This window comes from Mesorhizobium sp. M0166, from assembly GCF_040322255.1.
In the GTDB taxonomy this organism is placed as follows: domain Bacteria; phylum Pseudomonadota; class Alphaproteobacteria; order Rhizobiales; family Rhizobiaceae; genus Mesorhizobium.
In genome coordinates, this window is sequence record NZ_JAMYTD010000004.1 from 51,503 (window position 1) to 70,900 (window position 19,398).

General features: G+C 64.2%; 12 protein-coding genes. 1 reads left to right on the plus strand and 11 read right to left on the minus strand.

Annotation, left to right across the window (positions count from 1 at the left end; translation table 11 throughout):
- Position 1: 1 nt before the first annotated feature.
- The 11 genes from addA to NKJ46_RS06900 all read right to left on the minus strand — a co-directional run bounded on the left by addA (position 2) and on the right by NKJ46_RS06900 (position 17,381).
- Positions 2-3,514, minus strand: a complete 3,513-nt coding sequence (gene addA / locus NKJ46_RS06850) for a double-strand break repair helicase AddA (RefSeq protein ID WP_352663468.1) — start codon at positions 3,512-3,514, stop codon at positions 2-4.
- The gene (gene addB, locus NKJ46_RS06855) at positions 3,511-6,648 is read right to left on the minus strand and encodes a double-strand break repair protein AddB (RefSeq protein WP_352663470.1); all 3,138 of its coding nucleotides are present in this window, start codon (positions 6,646-6,648) and stop codon (positions 3,511-3,513) included. Before addB ends, addA begins: the two co-directional genes overlap by 4 nt.
- Positions 6,645-7,388, minus strand: a complete 744-nt coding sequence (locus NKJ46_RS06860) for a nucleotidyltransferase family protein (protein ID WP_352663931.1) — start codon at positions 7,386-7,388, stop codon at positions 6,645-6,647. Before NKJ46_RS06860 ends, addB begins: the two co-directional genes overlap by 4 nt.
- 56 nt (positions 7,389-7,444) lie before the next feature.
- The gene (gene tsaE / locus NKJ46_RS06865) at positions 7,445-8,956 is read right to left on the minus strand and encodes a tRNA (adenosine(37)-N6)-threonylcarbamoyltransferase complex ATPase subunit type 1 TsaE (protein WP_352663472.1); all 1,512 of its coding nucleotides are present in this window, start codon (positions 8,954-8,956) and stop codon (positions 7,445-7,447) included.
- An 8-nt stretch (positions 8,957-8,964) separates the two neighbouring features.
- Positions 8,965-11,526 carry a sensor histidine kinase gene (locus tag NKJ46_RS06870; protein ID WP_352663474.1) on the minus strand — a complete coding sequence of 854 codons (2,562 nt, stop codon included), beginning with the start codon at positions 11,524-11,526 and terminating at the stop codon, positions 8,965-8,967.
- 188 nt (positions 11,527-11,714) lie between these two features.
- Positions 11,715-13,115, minus strand: a complete 1,401-nt coding sequence (gene ahcY, locus NKJ46_RS06875) for an adenosylhomocysteinase (protein WP_352663476.1) — start codon at positions 13,113-13,115, stop codon at positions 11,715-11,717.
- 156 nt (positions 13,116-13,271) lie between these two features.
- Complete coding sequence (locus NKJ46_RS06880; RefSeq protein ID WP_023677551.1) at positions 13,272-13,568, minus strand: HPr family phosphocarrier protein; 297 nt, start codon at positions 13,566-13,568, stop codon at positions 13,272-13,274.
- Positions 13,565-13,966: a PTS sugar transporter subunit IIA gene (locus NKJ46_RS06885; protein ID WP_254815942.1), complete on the minus strand. Its 402-nt coding sequence runs from the start codon at positions 13,964-13,966 to the stop codon at positions 13,565-13,567. The genes NKJ46_RS06880 and NKJ46_RS06885 overlap by 4 nt, the downstream gene beginning before the upstream one ends.
- Positions 13,967-14,130: 164 nt before the next feature.
- A complete protein-coding gene (locus tag NKJ46_RS06890) occupies positions 14,131-14,577 on the minus strand; it encodes an HPr kinase/phosphorylase (RefSeq protein WP_352663478.1) in 447 nt (148 codons plus the stop codon).
- Positions 14,578-14,751: 174 nt separating this feature from the next.
- A complete protein-coding gene (locus tag NKJ46_RS06895) occupies positions 14,752-16,536 on the minus strand; it encodes a sensor histidine kinase (RefSeq protein ID WP_352663480.1) in 1,785 nt (594 codons plus the stop codon).
- 143 nt (positions 16,537-16,679) lie between these two features.
- Complete coding sequence (locus NKJ46_RS06900; protein ID WP_023677547.1) at positions 16,680-17,381, minus strand: response regulator transcription factor; 702 nt, start codon at positions 17,379-17,381, stop codon at positions 16,680-16,682.
- A gap of 342 nt (positions 17,382-17,723) precedes the next feature.
- On the opposite strand from NKJ46_RS06900, the gene NKJ46_RS06905 reads away from it, so the two are divergent.
- Positions 17,724-19,334: a phosphoenolpyruvate carboxykinase gene (locus tag NKJ46_RS06905; RefSeq protein WP_352663482.1), complete on the plus strand. Its 1,611-nt coding sequence runs from the start codon at positions 17,724-17,726 to the stop codon at positions 19,332-19,334.
- Positions 19,335-19,398 lie beyond the last annotated feature (64 nt).

Below are 19,398 nucleotides of genomic sequence, written 5' to 3' on the forward strand. Positions count from 1 at the left end.
GTCACGCTCCCGTGAGTCTAGCAAGCGCATCGTCCATGGCCGCCGCCGGCAGCTCGATCAGCCGCGGCGCCTCGGTGAACAGCAGCGCCGCCGAGACCTCGCGTCCCGGATAGAGCGGCTGAAGCAGCGCGCGATAAAGTGCGAGTTGCAGAATATAGGCTTGCGGCACTTCAGCGAGCGCAGCTGGCGCTGGCCGATTAGTCTTGTAGTCGACGATCGAAACCTTGTCCGGCGTTACTGCCAGTCGGTCGATCTTGCCGGAAATCGAGCGCAGTTTGCCCCTTACCTCCAGGCTGCCCATGATGGCGACTTCAGCGCGCGAGTTTGGCGCAAACAGCGGCGCGAAACGGCCGTCGGCAAGAATTCTGAAAACGCCAGCCAAGGCCTTGTCGTGCTCGTCGTCGGGCCATTCCGCGCCGGCTCTTGCCAAATAGAGTTCGGCGGCATCCCGGCGTTTTTCCTCGGCGATGCCGGGCAGCATCTGCAGCAATTTGTGCAGCGCCAGCCCGCGTATCACGCCAAAGCCGGGCTCGGCGTCGGTATCCAGCACCGGCGAACGCGTGTCGGCGACCACTTGCCGCGCCTCGTCGATCAGCACCGAGGCGCCGGACGGCGACAGCGGCCGCGGCAATTCCTCGAAGGGTGGCAGAGGCCGGAACAGGGTTTCCGGCAATGGTGCAAAGCGCTCCGCCTGTCGTGCCTCATCCACTGACGCCAGTGGCATGGGCGGCAGCTTCGTCACCTGAAAACGATGCACGGTCTCGCCAGTGGCGGGATGCCGGCGTTCTTCGCTCTCCGCGGCACCGACCAGTGCTCGGCTGACGATCGAATGCCAGGTGCCGGTATTCGGCGCCCGCTTGCCATGGTAGCCGCAGACGATCAGCCGATCCTCGGCGCGGGTCATGCCGACATAGAGCAGCCGGCGGTATTCATCGTCGGCGAGTTCGCGAGCGCGGGCCGATGCGGCGCGTGAAAATCCATTGGCGACATCGCTGGCCGAGCGCCAGAGATAGCCCTTGCCCTGCCAGCAGTCGCCCGAGCCTTCGAACGGCATCAATCTCGGCAGGTGCTGGTCGCTGAACGGCGCGGAGCCGCCATCGACAAGGAATACCACCGGCGCTTCCAGGCCCTTGGCGGCATGCACGGTCATGACGCGAACCTCGTCGCGGGTCTGGTCCATCTCGCGCTTGATCTCGGGGCCCGCGTTTTCCAGCGTCGACAGGAACGATTCCAGTCCCGGCAGGCCGGTTCGCTCCTCGGCCAGGCAGAAATTCAGGAATTCGTCGAGGATGTCGCCGGCCTCCGGACCGAGCCGCGCGATCATCTTCTTGCGCAGGCCGTCGCGGGCGAGAGCTGCGGCATAGAATTCGAACACCGGCTTGAATGCGGCCTCGTTCGACCATGTGTCGAGCCGGCTGACGACGGCGTCCAACGTCTCGCTTTCGCCGGCATGCCGGCGCAGCGAGGCGATCAGCGAGACGCCGGACGGCCTCTCGGCAGCAAGCGCGAAAAGCTGCTCTTCCGAGACATCGAAGATCGGGCTGCGCAGCACGGCGGCCAGCGACAGATCGTCCTCGGGCTGGATGAGAAAATGGCCGAGTGCGATCAGGTCCTTCACCGCGATGTGGCCGGGCAGGCTGAGCCGGTCGGCGCCGGCCACCGGAATGTCGCGGCGCTTCAGCGCCCGCGTCAGCGCATGGACGAAGCGGTCGCGCTTGCGCACCAGCACCAGCACGTCGCCGGGCCGGAGTTTCTTGCCACGCCCTTCGATCACCTCGCCGCCGCCGATCCAGCCGGCAATGGTCGCTGCGACGTTTTCAGCGACGCGGACTGCCGGCGCGTGAGCATGGTCGACCGCTTGCGTCCAATCGTCCGGTTCGTCGACGACGTCGGCGCCGATCGACGGCCAGACCTCGACATAACCCGGCGCATCGTTGCGGATCGCCTTGTGGTCGAGCGGATCGGGATCGTGACTGATGCCGCGCCGCACGTTCGGGTCGGCAAAGACACGATCCACCGCGGCAAGAACATCTTCGGTCGACCGGAACGACCAGGTCAGCTTGAGATCGGCGAAGGCGGCGGCGGCGGATCTAACTTTGCCGGCAAACAAAAGCCGGCTGTCGGCAAAGGAATCCGGGGCGGCTCCCTGGAAGGAATAGATCGACTGCTTTTCGTCGCCGACAGCAAAGATGGTGCGGTGGACGGCGTCGCGTGCGCCGAGCCCGGCAAAGAACTCCTCCGCCAGCCGCTTGACCACCTCCCACTGGTCGGGACTGGTGTCCTGCGCCTCGTCGAGGAGGATGTGGTCGATGCCCTGGTCGAGCTTGTATTGCACCCACGGGCCGGCATCGGGCCGCGCCAGAAGGTTGACGGTGCGGGTGATCAGGTCGTTGAAGTCGAGGAAGCCGCGGGCGCGCTTCAATTGCTCGTAGCGGGCGATCAGCCAGTCGGCGATGGTCAGCGCGGCACGCGTGCCTTCCAGCATCCTGAACAAGGCCAGCCGGTCGGAGATTTCGAGAATGGCGTCGACCGCCGCCAGATAACGTTCGGCAAGATCGGGCAGCCGGTCGAGCAATGCCTTCTTGAACGTCTTTGCCGGATCATAAGGCTCGCCGTCGGCCCTCAGGAAAGCCTTGGAGAGCCAATTCAGACGGCGGACCGGATCCTCCTCGGCAAAGGCAAGGCGGGCGTAGGGCAAGAGATTGTTCAGCACGATGCGCGCATCGGCGGCCTCGGCCGCCCGTGAAAAGGTGACGAGATAATCCGGCAGGAAGCCAGGCAGCGGCCAGACCGAGGCGGCTATACCTTCGGCGGTCTGGCCGGCGCGGAAATGGAACTCGTCGAACAGCGCCTGAAAACCATCGCCGCCGGCCGCGGCGATGAAGGCGCGCAAACCGTCGCGCTTGCGCACGATCTCGGCCAGCAGTGCGTCGAGCCCATGTTCGCCACCGCGCTCCAGCACGGTGGCAAAAGCTTCGGCCAATGCCGCATCGCCTGCAACGCCACCCGAAATCATGTCGCGGCGGGCGGCGGCAAACAGCGAAGCCTCCATTTGCGGATCGAGCATTTCGAAATGCGCCGGGATATTGGCTTCCAGCGGGAACTGATGCAGCACCGATTCGCAGAAGGCGTGGATGGTCTGGATCTTCAGCCCGCCCGGGGTTTCCAGCGCCTCGGCAAACAACCGCCGCGCCCGGCGCATGGTTTCGCGGTCGGGCTGGCGGCCGTCCAGCGCCTCTATCCGTGTCGAGAGCTCAGCATCGCCCAGGGCCGTCCATTGCGACAGGGTCGAAAACACCCGGTTCGACATGTTGGCGGCGGCGGCACGCGTATAGGTCAGGCACAGGATCTTGGACGGATCGGTGCCGCGCAGCAAAAGCCGGATGACGCGCTGGGCGAGTACATGGGTCTTGCCCGATCCGGCATTGGCCGACACCCAGGCGGAATTGCGCGGGTCGGAGGCGCTTGCCTGACTGGCGGCAGTGTCGCTTGGAATGGGGTAGGCCTTTTTCATGCCTCCCCTCCCTCGTCGTCGGCGTCGCCGCCGGCCGACCATTCGAGCACGCGGGCGAGATGGTCATAGTCGCCGTCGGTCTCGCCCTCGCGGAACGGCAGCGCCCGCGACAGATAGCCGGTCGCCGGGTCGGCGTAGTGGTTCAGCAGTCTTTCCAGCCGTGCCCACGCCTCTTCGGCGAGATCGGCGGCGGTTCGCGGCTTGCGGTTATATTCGAGGATCGATTCCTCGAACACCTCGCCATTGGGCTTCAGCCGCACGAAGGCCAGTTGCGACGGCTCGCACGCGCCAAGGTCCGCAAAGGCGCCGCGACGCAGCAGCGCGCCCTCCAGCGCCAGTTGCGGCGCGAGCAGCGTGTGCGCCTGTGCTTTGGATGGCGACGAGCCGGTCTTGTAGTCGAGCATGTCGGCCATGCCGCCGGCCAGCAGATCTATGCGATCGGCATAGCCGGACAGGGTCACGCCGGATCGGCCGACACCGGTCTTTTCGGCGCGTTCCTCGGCGTGCCGCCGTGCCACGGCTGCGGCCCGCCCGCGCTCCCATTCGATGATCCCGGCGGCAAGCTTTTCAAAGCGCGGCCACCACACCGCCTCGACATCGGCGGGCAGGGCCGCCTCGGCAAAGCAGGACCGGCCGGCGGCAATGAGCCCGTCCAGCGCCTCCGGCGCGCGCGGGTCGGCCACCCTTGCTGAGAAGAGGTGCAGAATAGCGTGAAACAGCGTGCCGCGCTCGGCAGCGCCCGGATCGCGAATGACCGGATCGAGCGGCATCAGGCCGAGTATCCTTCTGGCATAGACCGCGTAGGGATCACGACGCAGCGTTTCGATCTCGGTGACCGAGAAGTGGTGCGGCCGCGCGGCGAGTGGCGGTTTCGGCTGCGGCCGCGGCGCAAAGTCCTGCTTTTCGCCGGCATCGAGCGCACGCGCCCAGGCAAGCAGTTCGTCGCCGCGCCGGCGAAGTGCCGCCGCATGATCCTCGCCGACGAAGGTAAGGATGCGCTGCAGCCAGCGCGAGGGCACTGACGGTGCGTCGCCGGAGCGGCCGGAGCGAGCCAGCACCACTTTTTTGGCACCCATCGCCATCTGGAAATCATGAGCGGTAAGGCCGATGCGCCGCTCCGGCGGTTCAAGATCGATGCCGGTCTTCATCAGCCGCGACATGAAGCGGTCGCTCTCCGGTTTGCGCGGCCACACGCCTTCGTTGAGCCCGCCGACGACCAGCGTATCGACGTCCTGAAGCCGCGCTTCCAGCACGCCCCAGATGGCGATGTTCCTGTCGGTGCCCTGCGCCGGCTTGACCGTCTCGGGCGCGATCAGCGCCTCCATCACGTCAGGCCATTCGTCCGCCGCGAAGGAGAACGACACCGAGGCCGCGACCAGCCCGCGCAAGAGCTCGGCGAGCTTTTCGCCGGCATCGCCGGCATAGAGTTCGCTCAGGCTACCGTCGGCGGCGCGTCCGAGGCTTTCGAGCACGCCGACACTGGCGCGCACAAGCGTGGCAAGATCGGCATTTTCCTCGCCGCGAAAGGCAACCAGCGGCGCCAGCGCAGCCGTTAGCCGGATCAGCAGATCGCGCGCCTGTTCGATGCGCCTGACCGAGAGGCGCGATCGCCAGAAAGGCGGGCGGCGGTTGCCGCCGCCGTCGAATTCGAGGAGCCGGGTGTCGAAGAGCTGCGGCAGCGACGCCACGTCCGGACGCCCTGTGCCGCCGCGCAGCCCCACGAGTTCGACGATCTCGGCCGCATGGCGCACGCTTGCCCGCTCCAGGCCGAGGCCAAGCAGCGGATGCTTGAGCAGCGACAGCAGGGCGACAGGGTCGCCGGGGCGGAAGGCTGCCTGAAGTGCCAGCCTGAGCAGGCTGGGGGCTGGCGTGTTGATGAGCGGCGTGCCGCCGGAATCGTCGGCGGCAACGCCGAAGCGCAGCAGCTCGACCGAGACGCGCCGCGCCAGAGCACGGTCGCCGGTGACAAGTGCGGCGCGCTGGCCGGGCCGTTCGACGGCCTGTTTGAGCGCGACGGCGATCGCCACTGCTTCGTCGCGTTCGCTGGCGGCTTCGAGAAGCGTCACGCCGGCGAAGGCCTCGGCAACATCGCCGGCGGTGAAACGGGCGCGCGTCTCGGCCCAGAGCTCAGTGGTCTCCGCCGGGCGCAGCGCTTCGCCGACAAGTGCGGCGCGCAATGCAAGCGGCCGCGGTGCAACAGCAAGGTCCTCGACGTCGGTGCGCGGCACGCCGATCTTGCCGATCAACTTTGCCAGGCCGTATTGCGGGTGGCCAAGCAGGGCCGGGCGCGCACCGAGTGCACTGATGGCGGCAAAGGAGGGGTCGTCCAGTGTCCGGTCGAGCCCGGGCACCACAACGGCACCATTGGGCAGACCGGCGATCACGGCAAGCAACTCGGCCGTGGCGGGAATAGACCCGGTGGAACCGGCGGCGATCACCGGCCCGGCCGGCGGATTACGCTTCAGCCGCGCCGCCTCCAGCCTTATCAGGGCATTGCGATGCGCGGCCGGATTGGAGCGATGGCGTTCCTCGAGCAGCTTCGGCCAGTTCTCGGTCACGATGGTCAGGAAATCGAGCGTCACCTGCCACCAGCCTGCAAGATTGCCGGTGACAAGGTCGGCGAGCCTTGTCCAATCCGTGCCTTCGGTCTCGATCTCGTCCATCAGGCGTGCAAGGTCGCGCGCCAGCCAGATGGCGTCGGCGGCAGAGGCCGGGATGACGATCTCCTCGTCGAACAATGCCGCGACATGTGCCGGCAGGCGGCGTTTCCACGCCCGCACCAGCGGCGCAAGCAGCAGAAGACGCTCTACCGCGGCGATCGGCGGCGCAAGGTCAATGGCGGCCGAAGCTCCCGCCTCGAAGGCGGCTTCATCTTCATCGAACTCACCAAGCGGGCGGATGACCGGCAGGATCGCCGAGCGGCTTCCGGAGCGCGAGAGAGCATCGACGAAGACGCCGCGAAGCGCCCGCGCCGCACGGCGCGTCGGCACATAGATGGTGAGATCGGCCAGCACCAGCGGATCGCCATCGTAGGCAAAGCCGGGAACCAGGCGCCCCGCAAGCAGCGCCTCGGCCAGCGTCGGCAGGAACGGCGCTCCGGGAGGGATCGAGAAAACGCGGCGGGAGCCGCTCATTTCGACTCGGTAAGAGCGCCGGGTGCCTCAGCAACAGCAGCGGGCGCGCCGGCAAGCGCGGCGGCGACCGCTGCTTCCGCCCGCGGGATCGCGTCAGGTGTGCCGACAGTGATCCAGTGACCCTGCATCTTCATGCCGAACAGGCGGCCGGCGGCGATTGCCGCATCGAAATAGGCGTTGAGCGACAGCGGGCCGGCCGGCGCATCCTTGAAGATGCGCGGATGGACGATTGCGGCGCCGGCATAGATCAGCCCGGCTGGATCACCCTTCGAACGCCGCAAGGCGCCATCCGGCGCGATCAGGAAATCGGTGCCGCCGCTATGCCCGGTTGCCGACTGGAGATCCGCAAGCATCAGCAGAATGTCCATTGTCGCGCCCTCCCATGCAAGGGCAAGACGCCTGAGATTGGAAACGCCGCTGTCGATCCAGAAGGTGTCCGCGTTGAGCACATAGAAGGGCGCCCCTAAGCTGGGCAATGCCTTGATGATACCGCCGGCAGAGTCGAGCAAGCCGCCACTCTCATCCGAGATGACGATTCTCGGCGCACTGCGGCGGGCTGCATGGTCCACGATCTGTTGCGGCAGGTAATGGACGTTGACGACGGCGTTGGCGACGCCGGCTTCGGCCAGGCAGTCCAGCCCCCAGTCGAGCAATGTCTTGCCGGCGATCTTGACCAGCGGCTTCGGCATGGTGTCGGTGATCGGCCGCATGCGCTTGCCGAGCCCGGCGGCGAGCACCATGGCGGTCGTTGGCGTCGGTCCCTCGTCCGATGCCTCCAGGCCCAAATCCTTAGCCGTCAAATCGACCGCTCCTCCAGCAAGCCGTGGGCGATGTAGAAATCCTGTAGCCCGGCCAGCGCCGGATGCGCCAGTGCCCGGCGAAGATAGTCGCGGATGCGCGGCAGGTGCTTCAGATAATAAGGCTTGCCGTCGCGTTTTTCGAGCCGCACGAAGATGCCGAGGATCTTGGAATTGCGCTGTGCGGCCATGATTGCATAGGTTTCGCGGAATTCGTCCTCGTCGAATACGCCGGCGGCGCGGCGCGCGTCGATATAGGCGCCAAGCGTGTGCTTTTCGATTTCGTGTGAGATGGTGACGCGCGCGTCCATAGCGAGCGAGGCGACGTCGTAGGCGGACGGCCCGATCAGCGCATCCTGGACATCGACGACGCCGAGGCGGTCGTGACCGGAACGGTCACCGCGCCAGATCAGGTTGGGCGAATGGAAGTCGCGCAGCATCAGCGTGTATTCGCGCCCCTCCAGCCGATCGAGCACCGCATTCCATTCGCTGTGGTAGCCGGCGCGCAGCGCCTCGCTCGGCGGAGCGCCTGAGATCGCCGGGACATACCAGTCGACCAGCAATTCGGCCTCGATCATCATGGCGTCGCGGTCGAAAGGCGGCACCTCGTGGAAGACGCCGGGGCCGGCCTGCATGCGGACCGGCCATATCTTGCCGTGCATCATGGCAAGCAGTTCGGCCGCCGCCGCATAACGCGCGACCACCGGCTGGCCGCGCTTGTCGAGAAACCCTTGGGAACCGAGATGTTCCAGCAGGAGAAAACCCTGGTCGAGGTCCTGCGCATGGATTTCCGGGACGCTGACGCCGCCGGCCCGCAAGGCCCGGTCGATGGCGACGAAAGCCGACACGGATTGCGCGGTGTGGGCGATCTCGGCATAGGGTTTGCCGTCGCGGACTGGCGGTCCGAGCACCAGCCTTGGCGAGTTCATCAGCACGCGCGGCGGAAATCCGGCGTGCGTGACGATCTCGTAGGAGCGAGCCGAGGCATCACCGATGAAATATCGCCGCTGCGCTTCGCCCCAACCGGCCTGGCCGAGAAAATCGCGCATCGCCAGCGATCGCGCCGCGCGCTCGAAGGCGGCGCCCTCTCCCGACAGTCTCGCCAGTCGGCCGTGGCCCTGCTGGAGAAGTTCGACCAGCACCGAGGTTTTCGGCAAATATGCCTCTGCCCGCTCCGGCCATTCGACCAGCGCAGCCCCTTGCGTCAGCGCCTCGTCGAAGCCCAGCTCGTCCAGCTCGGATGCCGTGCCCAGGCGGTAGAGATCGAAATGATGGACCGGCACACGCGCGTCGTAGCTTTGGACCAGGGTGAAGGTCGGGCTCGGCACGTCGAGGCCGGCATCGTCGGCCAGTGCCCTGATCAGCGCCCGTGCCAAGGTCGATTTGCCGGCGCCGAGATCGCCCTTGAGAGCGAGCACGTCGCCAATGCGCAGCGACATGGCGAGATCCTCGCCGAGCCCCGCCGTCGCAGCCTCGTCGGCGAGAAAACGTTCCAGCACCAATACCGCCATCGAACGCGCTACTCGGCCGCCGCGCGGATGCCGGACGGCGTGTCGGGAAAGGCGCATACAACCGTGGTGCCCTTATCCCTGCCGGTCTCGATGCGGACGCTGCCGCCATGCAGTTCGACAAAGCTCTTGACGATCGACAAGCCGAGCCCGGCGCCGCGGCGGCGGCCGCCATTGGTGCGCGGCTCGAAGCGCCGGAACACTGAGTCGAGCAAGTCCGGCGGCATGCCGGGACCGTCATCGTGAACGGAAAATTCCACGCCGTCGGCAAGTTGGCGGCAGGCGAGCGTTATGGTGCTCGCCTCCGGCGCATAGTTGGCGGCATTGCTGAGCAGATTGTAGAGGATCTGGCGGACACGGATCTCGTCGCCGTGGAAGGTTTTCGGCGCGGCCGCCGCGTCGATCCTAAGCTTGATCGCATGTTCCTCCAGCCGGTCGGCGACCAGTTCGGCGGCAGCTGTAATGGTTCGATCGATGTGAACTTCGGAAATGTCGAGTTCCATGATGCCGGCATCCACCGTCGCCAGATCGAGGATGTCGTTGACGATGGTAAGCAGGACCGAGGAGGACGAGCCGACATGCCCGATATATTCGCGTTGCTTCTGGTTCAGCGGACCAGTCGACGGCAGTGAAAGAAGCTCGGTAAAGCCGATGATGTTGGTGAGCGGCGAGCGCAGCTCATAGGAGACGTGCTGCACGAATTCGTTCTTGATCTGGTCGGACTTTTGCAGCGCCTCATTCTTGTCCTTCAGCGCCCGTTCGACATTGACGCTGTCGGTAACGTCGACGAAGGTCATCATCACCTGGCCGTTGGGCAAAGGGATGACGGCGTAGCGCAAAACGGTGCCGTTGTTCAATTCGGTCTGGCCGTGGCGGTCGCGGCGCTCGTCGTCGAAGCCGGTGATGGCGGCAACGAACCCACCCCACGGACTGTCGACGGCACGGCGGTCGCACAGGTCGCGGATCGTCGAGACATGAACGTTGGGTTTTGAGGCATCGGCATCCAGCCCCCACAATGCCGCAAAGGCCGGGTTCGACAATCTCAGCCTGCCGTCGGGGCCGAAGACAGCGACGCCTTCGGCGAGGTTGTCGAGCGTCTCGCCCTGGACCCGCACGGCGGTCTGGTAGCGGCTTTCAAGGTCCATCTTCTCGGTCAGGTTCTCGAACACCCAGGTGACGCCGCCCTTGGGCTGCGGATTGGCGACGACGCGAATGGTTTTGCCGTCCGGCAGATGCCACCAATGCTCCTGCGATTCAACCGCGCGGTAAGCGCCGAGCAAACCCTCTTTCCAGCGCCGCCATTCGGGCTGCTCGGCGATCTTGCCTTCGCTGCGCAGGCGGTCGAGCAGCAAGGCGTTGTCCGGCGCGCTGTGCAGGAAGCCACTGTCGAGGCCCCATAGTTTCTGGAACGCCTGATTGAAAAACCGCAATTTCTCGTCGGTATCGAAAATCGCCACGGCGGTGTTGAGCTGATCGAGCGTATCGGCGTGGCTCTGCACGGTCCGCTCATACTCGGCGCGAATGGCCTCGATAGCGCTGATGTCGCAGGCAAGACCAGCCGAACCATCCGCCCCGGCAAAATCGGTCACGGCAAACATACGGCGGTCGCCTTCGATGACCGTGGAAAGCGTCTGTTCGAAGACGGGGTGCGACTTGTGTTGCGCAGCGATCGTGTCGCGCGCCTGGCCGCCGAGGAATTCCTTGCCATCGCGGACCGCCGCTTCGGCATTCTCGACCTCGACCGCTTCGGCATAGGCCCGGTTGACCCATTTCAGCCGCCCGTCGACGGTGCGCAGCCATGATGGCATCTTGAGCGCATCCAGAAGGCCGATCAGCGTCTCATGGTCGGCGGCTAAGCGCTGGTTCTCGATCTTCAGCCTGGCCTGGCTTCGCTGTGTCTCCGAAAGCGAGACGAAGCGAACCAGCACATGCGCCGCGCTCTTGCGGCCGTGAACCTCGAGCGGCTGGCCTGCCTGCGATTCGATGACCAGATCGAACGGCTTTGCCTTGTCGCGCAGCGCCGCGACGGCATGTTCGAGTGCGGCCGCCGAACGCGGCATCAGCCAGCGGCCGAAAGCCAGGAAGGCGGCCCGGTCCTCCGGCGCGCCGCTTTCGATCGGCAATGTCCCGACAAGCTCGGGTTTCTTGTTCTCGGCCGCCCATACCACCACGCGCTGATCGCGGGAATGGAGCAGCGCCTCCGAGCGCTGCAGCGCTGCATTAACGTCGGCGATGCGGGTCCTGAGCTCGGCATTTTCCGCCGAGGTCCGCGCCCTTTCCCGGATCAGAAAGATGGCCGACAGCAAGGCCGCCCCCATGACGCCGACGAACATGGCGAGTTGCATGACCTCGACCGTGCTGACCGACAGCCCGGCCTTTTGCGCCACGCGGGTTTGGGCATGTGCAGTAAAGCCAAGCAGCGGACCAACCAGCGCGGAAGAAGCAAGCAGCACCCCGACACGGCTGCCGGCACGCCATAAAAGGCTGCCGCCTCTGGCAGCGGAGCCCGTGATCGAATCGTGATGGCCGCCGGAAACGGCCTGTCCCGCGCAAGGCGGGTTATCCCCCGGCATGTCTTGGTCCTCTTCGCCGCCTGAATGCAAGACCGCCCTGATGCGTGCGCCCGGGCCTCGTCCCCGGACCGCGAATCAGCACCATAGCGCTTGCGCGAATCGGCGTGAAGAATCAATCAGCGCAAAAATAAAGCCGGGCGAAAAGTCAATCACCCGGCTTCAATATCTAGTGGCACGTTTCGCCGTGGTTAATAGCGGTAGTGTTCCGGCTTGAACGGTCCCTGCGGAGTGACGCCGATATAGGCGGCCTGTTCGCCGGACAGTTCGGTCAGGCGGGCACCGAGCTTGTCGAGATGCAGGCGCGCGACCTTTTCGTCGAGATGCTTCGGCAGGACATAGACCTGGTTCTCGTACTGGCCGGGCTTGGTGTACAGCTCGATCTGGGCCAACACCTGGTTGGTGAAGGACGCCGACATGACGAAGCTCGGGTGGCCAGTGGCGTTGCCCAGGTTGAGCAGACGGCCCTCCGACAAAAGGATCATCCGCTTGCCGTCCGGGAAGGTGATCATATCCACCTGCGGCTTGATGTTGGTCCATTTCAGGTTGCGCAGCGACGCCACCTGGATCTCGTTGTCGAAGTGACCGATGTTGCCGACGATCACCATGTCCTTCATTAGGCGCATGTGGTCGAGGGTAACGACGTCCTTGTTGCCGGTGGTGGTGATGACGATGTCGGCCGTCGGCGCGGCGTCTTCGAGAGTGACCACCTCGAAACCATCCATCGCCGCCTGCAGCGCGCAGATCGGATCGACCTCGGTGACCTTGACGCGGGCGCCGGCGCCCTTGAGCGAAGCCGACGAACCCTTGCCGACGTCGCCATAGCCACAGACGACCGCGACCTTGCCGGCCATCATCGTGTCGGTGCCGCGGCGAATGCCGTCGACCAGCGATTCCTTGCAGCCATATTTGTTGTCGAATTTCGACTTGGTGACGGAATCATTGACGTTGATCGCCGGGAACGGCAGCAGGCCTTTTTTCTGCAACTGATAGAGCCGATTGACGCCGGTCGTCGTCTCTTCGGTGACGCCGCGGATCGCTTCCTTCTGCTTAGTGAAGAAGCCGGGCGATGCCTGCATGCGCTTCTTGATCTGAGCAAACAGGATCTCTTCCTCTTCGCTGCCCGGATTGGACAGCACATCCTCGCCGGCCTCGGCGCGGGCGCCGATCAGGATGTACATGGTGGCATCGCCACCGTCGTCGAGGATCATGTTGGAGGTGCTGCCATCGGCCCACTGGAAGATCTTGTCGGTGTAGACCCAATAATCCTCCAGCGTCTCTCCCTTGACGGCAAACACCGGAATTCCGGCCTCGGCAATGGCCGCGGCAGCGTGGTCCTGGGTCGAGAAGATGTTGCAGGAAGCCCAGCGGATATCGGCGCCGAGCGCCTTAAGCGTTTCGATCAGCACCGCCGTCTGGATGGTCATGTGCAGCGAGCCGGTGATGCGCGCGCCCTTGAGCGGCTTCCTGTCGCCGAATTCCTCGCGGCAGGCCATCAGGCCAGGCATTTCGGTTTCGGCGATCTCGATCTCCTTGCGGCCCCAGCCGGCAAGCGCGATGTCTGCGACCACATAGTCCTTGCTACCCGTCATGGCAGTGCTCCGATGCGAATTGATTGCGGGACGCGCCCGCCCCGAAAGCGTGTCGGAGGGCGCGAGGTGCCGGCCTGACTAGCAGATCGGGAGTCGGACGACAATGGGATATAAAGAAATCTTTATCCGTGCATGTCTTCAGCAGCGATCAGCACGTCAGCATTCCTCGCCAAAACGGGAAGCAACCAGTTGCTCCAGCGCATCGATGACCTCTTCGGCCTCCGGGCCGGTAGCGGTGACGCGGATCGAATAACCGGGGCTCGCCGCCAGCATCATCAGGCCCATAATCGAGGTACCGCCGACCTTGACGCCATCCTTCTCGACCTGGACCGTGGCGTTGAAGCCACTGGCGATTTGAACGAACTTGGCCGAGGCGCGCGCGTGCAGGCCGCGCTGGTTGACGATCGGAAAGTCGCGAACGATCTTGTCCTTTTCCGGCAACAGGGCACTCATTTGCTGCTCAGGAGCTGACTGGCGACATTGATGTATTTACGGCCGGCAGCCTGCGCCTCATCCAGCGCGGCCGTCATGTTGTCGCCTTTGCGAACGCTGGACAGCTTGATCAGCATCGGCAGGTTCATGCCGGCAATGACCTCGATACGACCGGATTCCATCACGGAAATGGCGAGGTTGGAGGGCGTGCCGCCGAACATGTCGGTCAAAACGATGACGCCCGATCCCGTATCGACGCGGCCGACTGCGTCGATAATGTCGCGGCGGCGCTGTTCCATATCGTCGTCGGCACCGATCGCCACGGTCTCGAAATTGTCTTGTGGCCCAACGACATGTTCCACGGCATTGCGGAACTCGGCGGCCAGTTGACCGTGCGTTACAAGCACGAGTCCGATCATTCTTTGGTGGCTCCCGTCATCGCCGCTTCACAGGCGCATTTTATGCTCGCCGACCGTTCCAGGTGGCGGGAGCGCTATCTTGTCGACGCAAGGCCCGTTGACAAGCCCAAAATTGCGCCGGCCCAAGCCAATTTGACGCATTGCAGCAAAAAATCGAAATCGGATCACAGGAAAGGCGCAATCGACAGGCGCGACATCACTGCCGGCAAGGCCGCCGCTACATTGCGCCCGGCAAGATCGATGCGCAGCACTGGACAGCCTGCCACCGGCTCGCTGACTTCCTCCTGAAAACGGGCCATTTCTGCCTTCGGCACCAGCCGGACATGCAGGTCGATCACGCCACCCAGCTCGAACGGCAGCGGGCGCGGCATGAACCCAGGCACTTCGGCGAGACCGGCGATGGCCGTCGGTACGCGACAGACCAGCCGCCCGGTGTGAGCCATGGCGAGCAGCCTGTCGTCGCCGATAAGCCGCGAAAAAAGCCCGCGCGCGCGGCAATGATCCAAGAGTGTCAGCGCCAGCGTTGTCTTGCCGGCGCCGGACGGTCCGGTGATGAGGACGCCGCGCTCGCCGATCAACAGCGCCGTGCCGTGAATGTTTTCAGCCTGCATGACCGGACCGGGTTATGCATTTTGGAAATCCTGATCCAGCCCCGTCATCCTCGGGCTTGTCCCGAGGATCTGCCGGTCTTTCAATTGTGTTCGCACCATAGTCATCGTCTCGTTGCGCGGCAGATCCTCGGGACAAGCCCGAGGATGACGACCGTAACGCCGCGATATCCGGGATCATGCTTCGGCCGGCAGCGTCACCACGAAGCGCGCGCCCTTGATCTCGCCAGGCTTGGTGCCCGGGATGTTCTCGGCGCTCAGCGTGCCGCCATGCGCTTCGACGATCTGCCTGGATATCGACAGGCCAAGGCCCGAGTTCTGGCCGAACGCCTCGCCGGCCGGCCGGTCGGTGTAGAACCGCTCGAAAATGCGATCGATGTTATCGGCCCGGATGCCGGGCCCGTTGTCGTCGATGGTAACGATGTTGAACTTGCCTGCGCGCGCCAGCGATATGGTGATGTGGCCACGTTCTTCGGGGACGAACGAGCGGGCATTCTCGATCAGGTTGGTGATCACCTGGCCGATCCTCAGATCATGGCCGACGACGAAGTAGCCTTTCACGCCCTGCGGCAGCTTGGCGACCTTGAATTCGATCTCGACCGCCTTCTTGTTGCGCGTGGCCTCGCGCGAGACGGCGACCAGATCGGTGATGAACTTCTTGAGGTCGACGGTTCCCGCATCTTCCCGCGCCAGTTCGGCGTCGAGACGGGAGGCATCGGAAATATCGGTGATCAAGCGGTCCAGCCGCCTCACATCGTGCTGGATGATATCCATCAGCCGGCTGCGCGAATTGTCGTTCCTGGCCAGCGGCAATGTCTCCACCGCGCTGCGCAGCGAGGTGAGCGGGTTCTTCAACTCGTGCGAGACATCCGCGGCAAAACTTTCGATCGCCTCGATGCGGGCGTAGAGCGCATTGGTCATGTCGCGCACGGCGATCGACAGATTGCCGATCTCGTCCTGGCGGTCGGAGAAGTCGGGGATTTCCTCGCGGTTCTTGACGCCGCGGCGAACCCTGACCGCCGCCGCGGAAAGCCGGCGCAGCGGGTTGGCTATGGTGGAGGCCAGCAGCATCGACAGGATGGCGGTAACCAGGGCGGCGATGCCGAACACGCGCAGGATCGCCTTGCGCTCGGCCGCGACGATCTTGTCGATGTCGCCGCCTTCGGTCGACAGCATCAGCACACCGAGAACGGCACGGAAGCGCTGGATCGGCACCGCCACTGAAACGATCTGCTCGCCCTGCTCCGAGATCCGCACGATCGTCGACGGACTGCCGGTAAGCGCCTTGACCACTTCCGGAAACGCGGCGCCGTTGCCACCCGGCTGCTCGCGATAGACAGGCAGTTGCTTGTTGCGAAAGAAATCAAAGACGAACTTCTGGATGCGCTCCAGAAGGTCCGGCTGCTCCTCTTCGACCGGCGGCAGGTCGTACCGAAGGATCTGGCCGCGCGAATAGAGATGGCGGGAATCGAGCAGCAGGTTGGCGTCGCGGTCGTAAATGCGGGCGCGTGTGCGCGTCGGCGAGATCAACCGCCTGAGCACCGGCGCCACGCGCTCCGGATTGATGGGGAAATCGAGGTTGTCGAGTTGATCGGAGCCCGGGCCGAGGCTTTCGCCGGCCTGCAACTCGAGCAGCTTCTCCGGATCGATGCTGATCGAATCGGTCTCGACCGTCGCCGAGGCGGCAATCGCGCCGGCGATGATCTCGCCTTGCGTCATCAGGCTCTCGACACGGGCGTCGATCAGCCCGTCGCGAAAGGTATTGAGATAGAGAATGCCGGTAACCAGGACGGCCAAGCCGGCAAGGTTGAGAAAGAGGATGCGCCGCGTCAGGCTGGAAAAGATGTGATGACCGAGAAACCGGCGCATCGGCACCGTAATTTTCGACACGAAGGCGGGCAGAATCCGCGGCGGGCGCCTGGCGGCGCCCGACCGTCTCACTCGCTCTACTTCCACTGCCATCGAATAGCAGCTCCCGCTTAGTCTTTAGTTTGATGCATGTCGTTGCCCAAAAACCGGGACCACTTTTGGGCGACATGCATTAGCGTTTCGATGCATGTCGTTGTCCCAAAAACCGGGACCACTTTTGGGCGACATGCATTAACTCATGCTTCGCGGAACCGATACCCGACTCCGTAAAGGGTTTCGATCATTTCGAAGTCATCATCGACGGCCTTGAACTTTTTGCGCAGCCGCTTGATGTGACTGTCGATGGTGCGGTCATCGACATAGACCTGCTCATCATAAGCCGAATCCATCAGCGCATCACGGCTTTTTACGACGCCTGGACGCTGGGCCAGCGAGTGCAGGATGAGGAACTCGGTGACGGTAAGCGTCACCGGCTCGCCCTTCCAGGTGCAGGTGTGGCGCTCCTGGTCCATGACAAGCTGGCCGCGCTCAAGCGACCGGGCCTGCTGGTTGGGCGCCTTGGCCGCCGCCTCGCGGGTGCTGGCGCGGCGCAGCACGGCGCGGACGCGTTCGACCAGAAGACGCTGCGAGAAGGGTTTGCGGATGAAGTCGTCGGCGCCCATCTTGAGGCCGAACAGTTCATCGATCTCGTCGTCCTTGGAGGTCAGGAAGATTACCGGCAGGTCGGATTTCTGACGCATCCGGCGCAGCAACTCCATGCCGTCCATGCGCGGCATCTTGATGTCGAGGATGGCGAGGTTCGGCGGGCGCGCCGCCAGTCCCTCCAGCGCCGACGCCCCATCCGTGTAGGTTTCGACTCGATAACCCTCGGATTCGAGGGCGATCGAAACCGAAGTCAGAATGTTGCGATCGTCGTCGACAAGCGCGATTGTTGCCATTTCAAGCGGCTCCCTCATGAGCTGTCCCTTCTTTCGTCGAGAAGGGGCTTTTGCAGGACAAATTAGGTACAAAATGTGGCATAGGCTGTATCCGCTGTCACGCGCGGCATGCCGGCGGCCACAATTGTACCTCGATATGGATTGGACGAATGAACATCGCCAATCCTTTGGGCAACCATCAGTGTTTTTGCACATATAAACGATTTAAACAACTTTCAAAATATTTAAATCGATTAATGATTTGATATCATTCGCCTTTTCTGGTTTTGACGTTTTTAGCTCCTGCAATGGGAGTTCCGGAATTCGCCGGTAAAGACGCGGTAAATCGAAGAAGGGACACCCATGTCGGAAGCCGGCAAACGCAATCCTGCATGTGCAATCGACCGGATCGGCCTGAGAACCACTGGCGTGGTGCGCTATAATTTCGGCGCGGCCGCGCTCTACGAGGAGGCAATCCGCCGTGGCGAGGCCCGACTCACCGCGCATGGCGCGCTTGCGGCCGAGACCGGGCAGCACACCGGCCGCTCGCCCAGGGACAAATTCGTGGTTCGCGACGAAAGCACCGCGCCGCATGTATGGTGGGACAACAACAAAGCGATTTCGCCGATCCAGTTCGATACGCTGCTTGCCGATTTTCGCGCCCATGCGGCTGGAAAGGACCTTTATGTGCAGGACCTGGTCGGCGGCGCCGACGAGGAGCTGAAGCTGCCGACCAGGGTGATCACGGAGCTTGCCTGGCACTCCTTGTTCATCCGCAATCTGCTCATCCGGCCGGCCGCCGCCGAACTCGAGCATTTCATGCCCGATTTGACGATCATCGACCTGCCGTCGTTCCGTGCCGATCCCGCCCGCCACGGCACGCGCGGCGAAACGGTGATTGCCGTCGATCTTTCGCGCATGATCGTGTTGATTGGCGGTACCTCATATGCCGGCGAGATGAAGAAGTCGGTGTTCACCGTGCTCAACTATCTGCTGCCGGCAAAAGGCGTGATGCCGATGCATTGCTCGGCCAACGAAGGGCCCGCCGGCGACGCGGCCGTTTTCTTCGGCCTTTCCGGGACCGGCAAGACGACCTTGTCGGCCGACCCGTCGCGCACGCTGGTCGGCGACGACGAGCATGGCTGGGGACCGCACGGCATCTTCAATTTCGAAGGCGGCTGCTATGCCAAGACGATCAAGCTTTCGGCCGAAGCCGAGCCGGAGATCTTCGCCACAACCCAGCGCTTCGGCACGGTGCTGGAGAATGTGGCGCTCGACGCAGGCCGCGTGCCGGATTTCGACGACGGAGGGCTGACCGAAAACACACGCTGCGCCTACCCGCTCCATTTCATTCCGAACGCCAGCAAGACGGGGCGCGCCAGCCACCCGAAGAACATTATCATGCTGACCGCCGACGCATTCGGTGTGATGCCGCCGATCGCGCGGCTCACCCCGGCGCAGGCCATGTACCATTTCCTCTCTGGCTATACCGCCAAGGTGGCGGGGACCGAGAAGGGCGTTACCGAACCCGAAGCGACATTTTCGACATGCTTCGGCGCACCGTTCATGCCGCGGCATCCGTCGCAATACGGCAATCTGCTGCGCGAGCTCATCGCCCGCCACGGTGTCGATTGCTGGCTGGTCAACACCGGTTGGACCGGCGGCGCCTACGGCACCGGCAAACGAATGCCGATCAAGGCAACGCGGGCGCTGCTTGCGGCGGCGCTCGACGGCTCGCTGAAAGCGGCCGGCTTCCGCACCGACGCCAATTTCGGTTTCGACGTACCGGTGACGGTTGCCGGCGTCGACCGCGCCATTCTCGACCCGAGATCGACCTGGATCGACAAGCCCGCCTATGACCGGCAGGCGGCAAGGCTGGTCGGGATGTTCGTCGACAATTTCGAAAAGTTCGAAGCCCATGTCGACGCCACCGTGCTCGGCGCCGCACCACGCATGCAGGTCGCGGCTGAATAGCCGTCGCCCCTGGTGATGCTTCGAGGCCCGGCTTCGATCGGGCCTTTTCTTTTTTCGCCTGCCG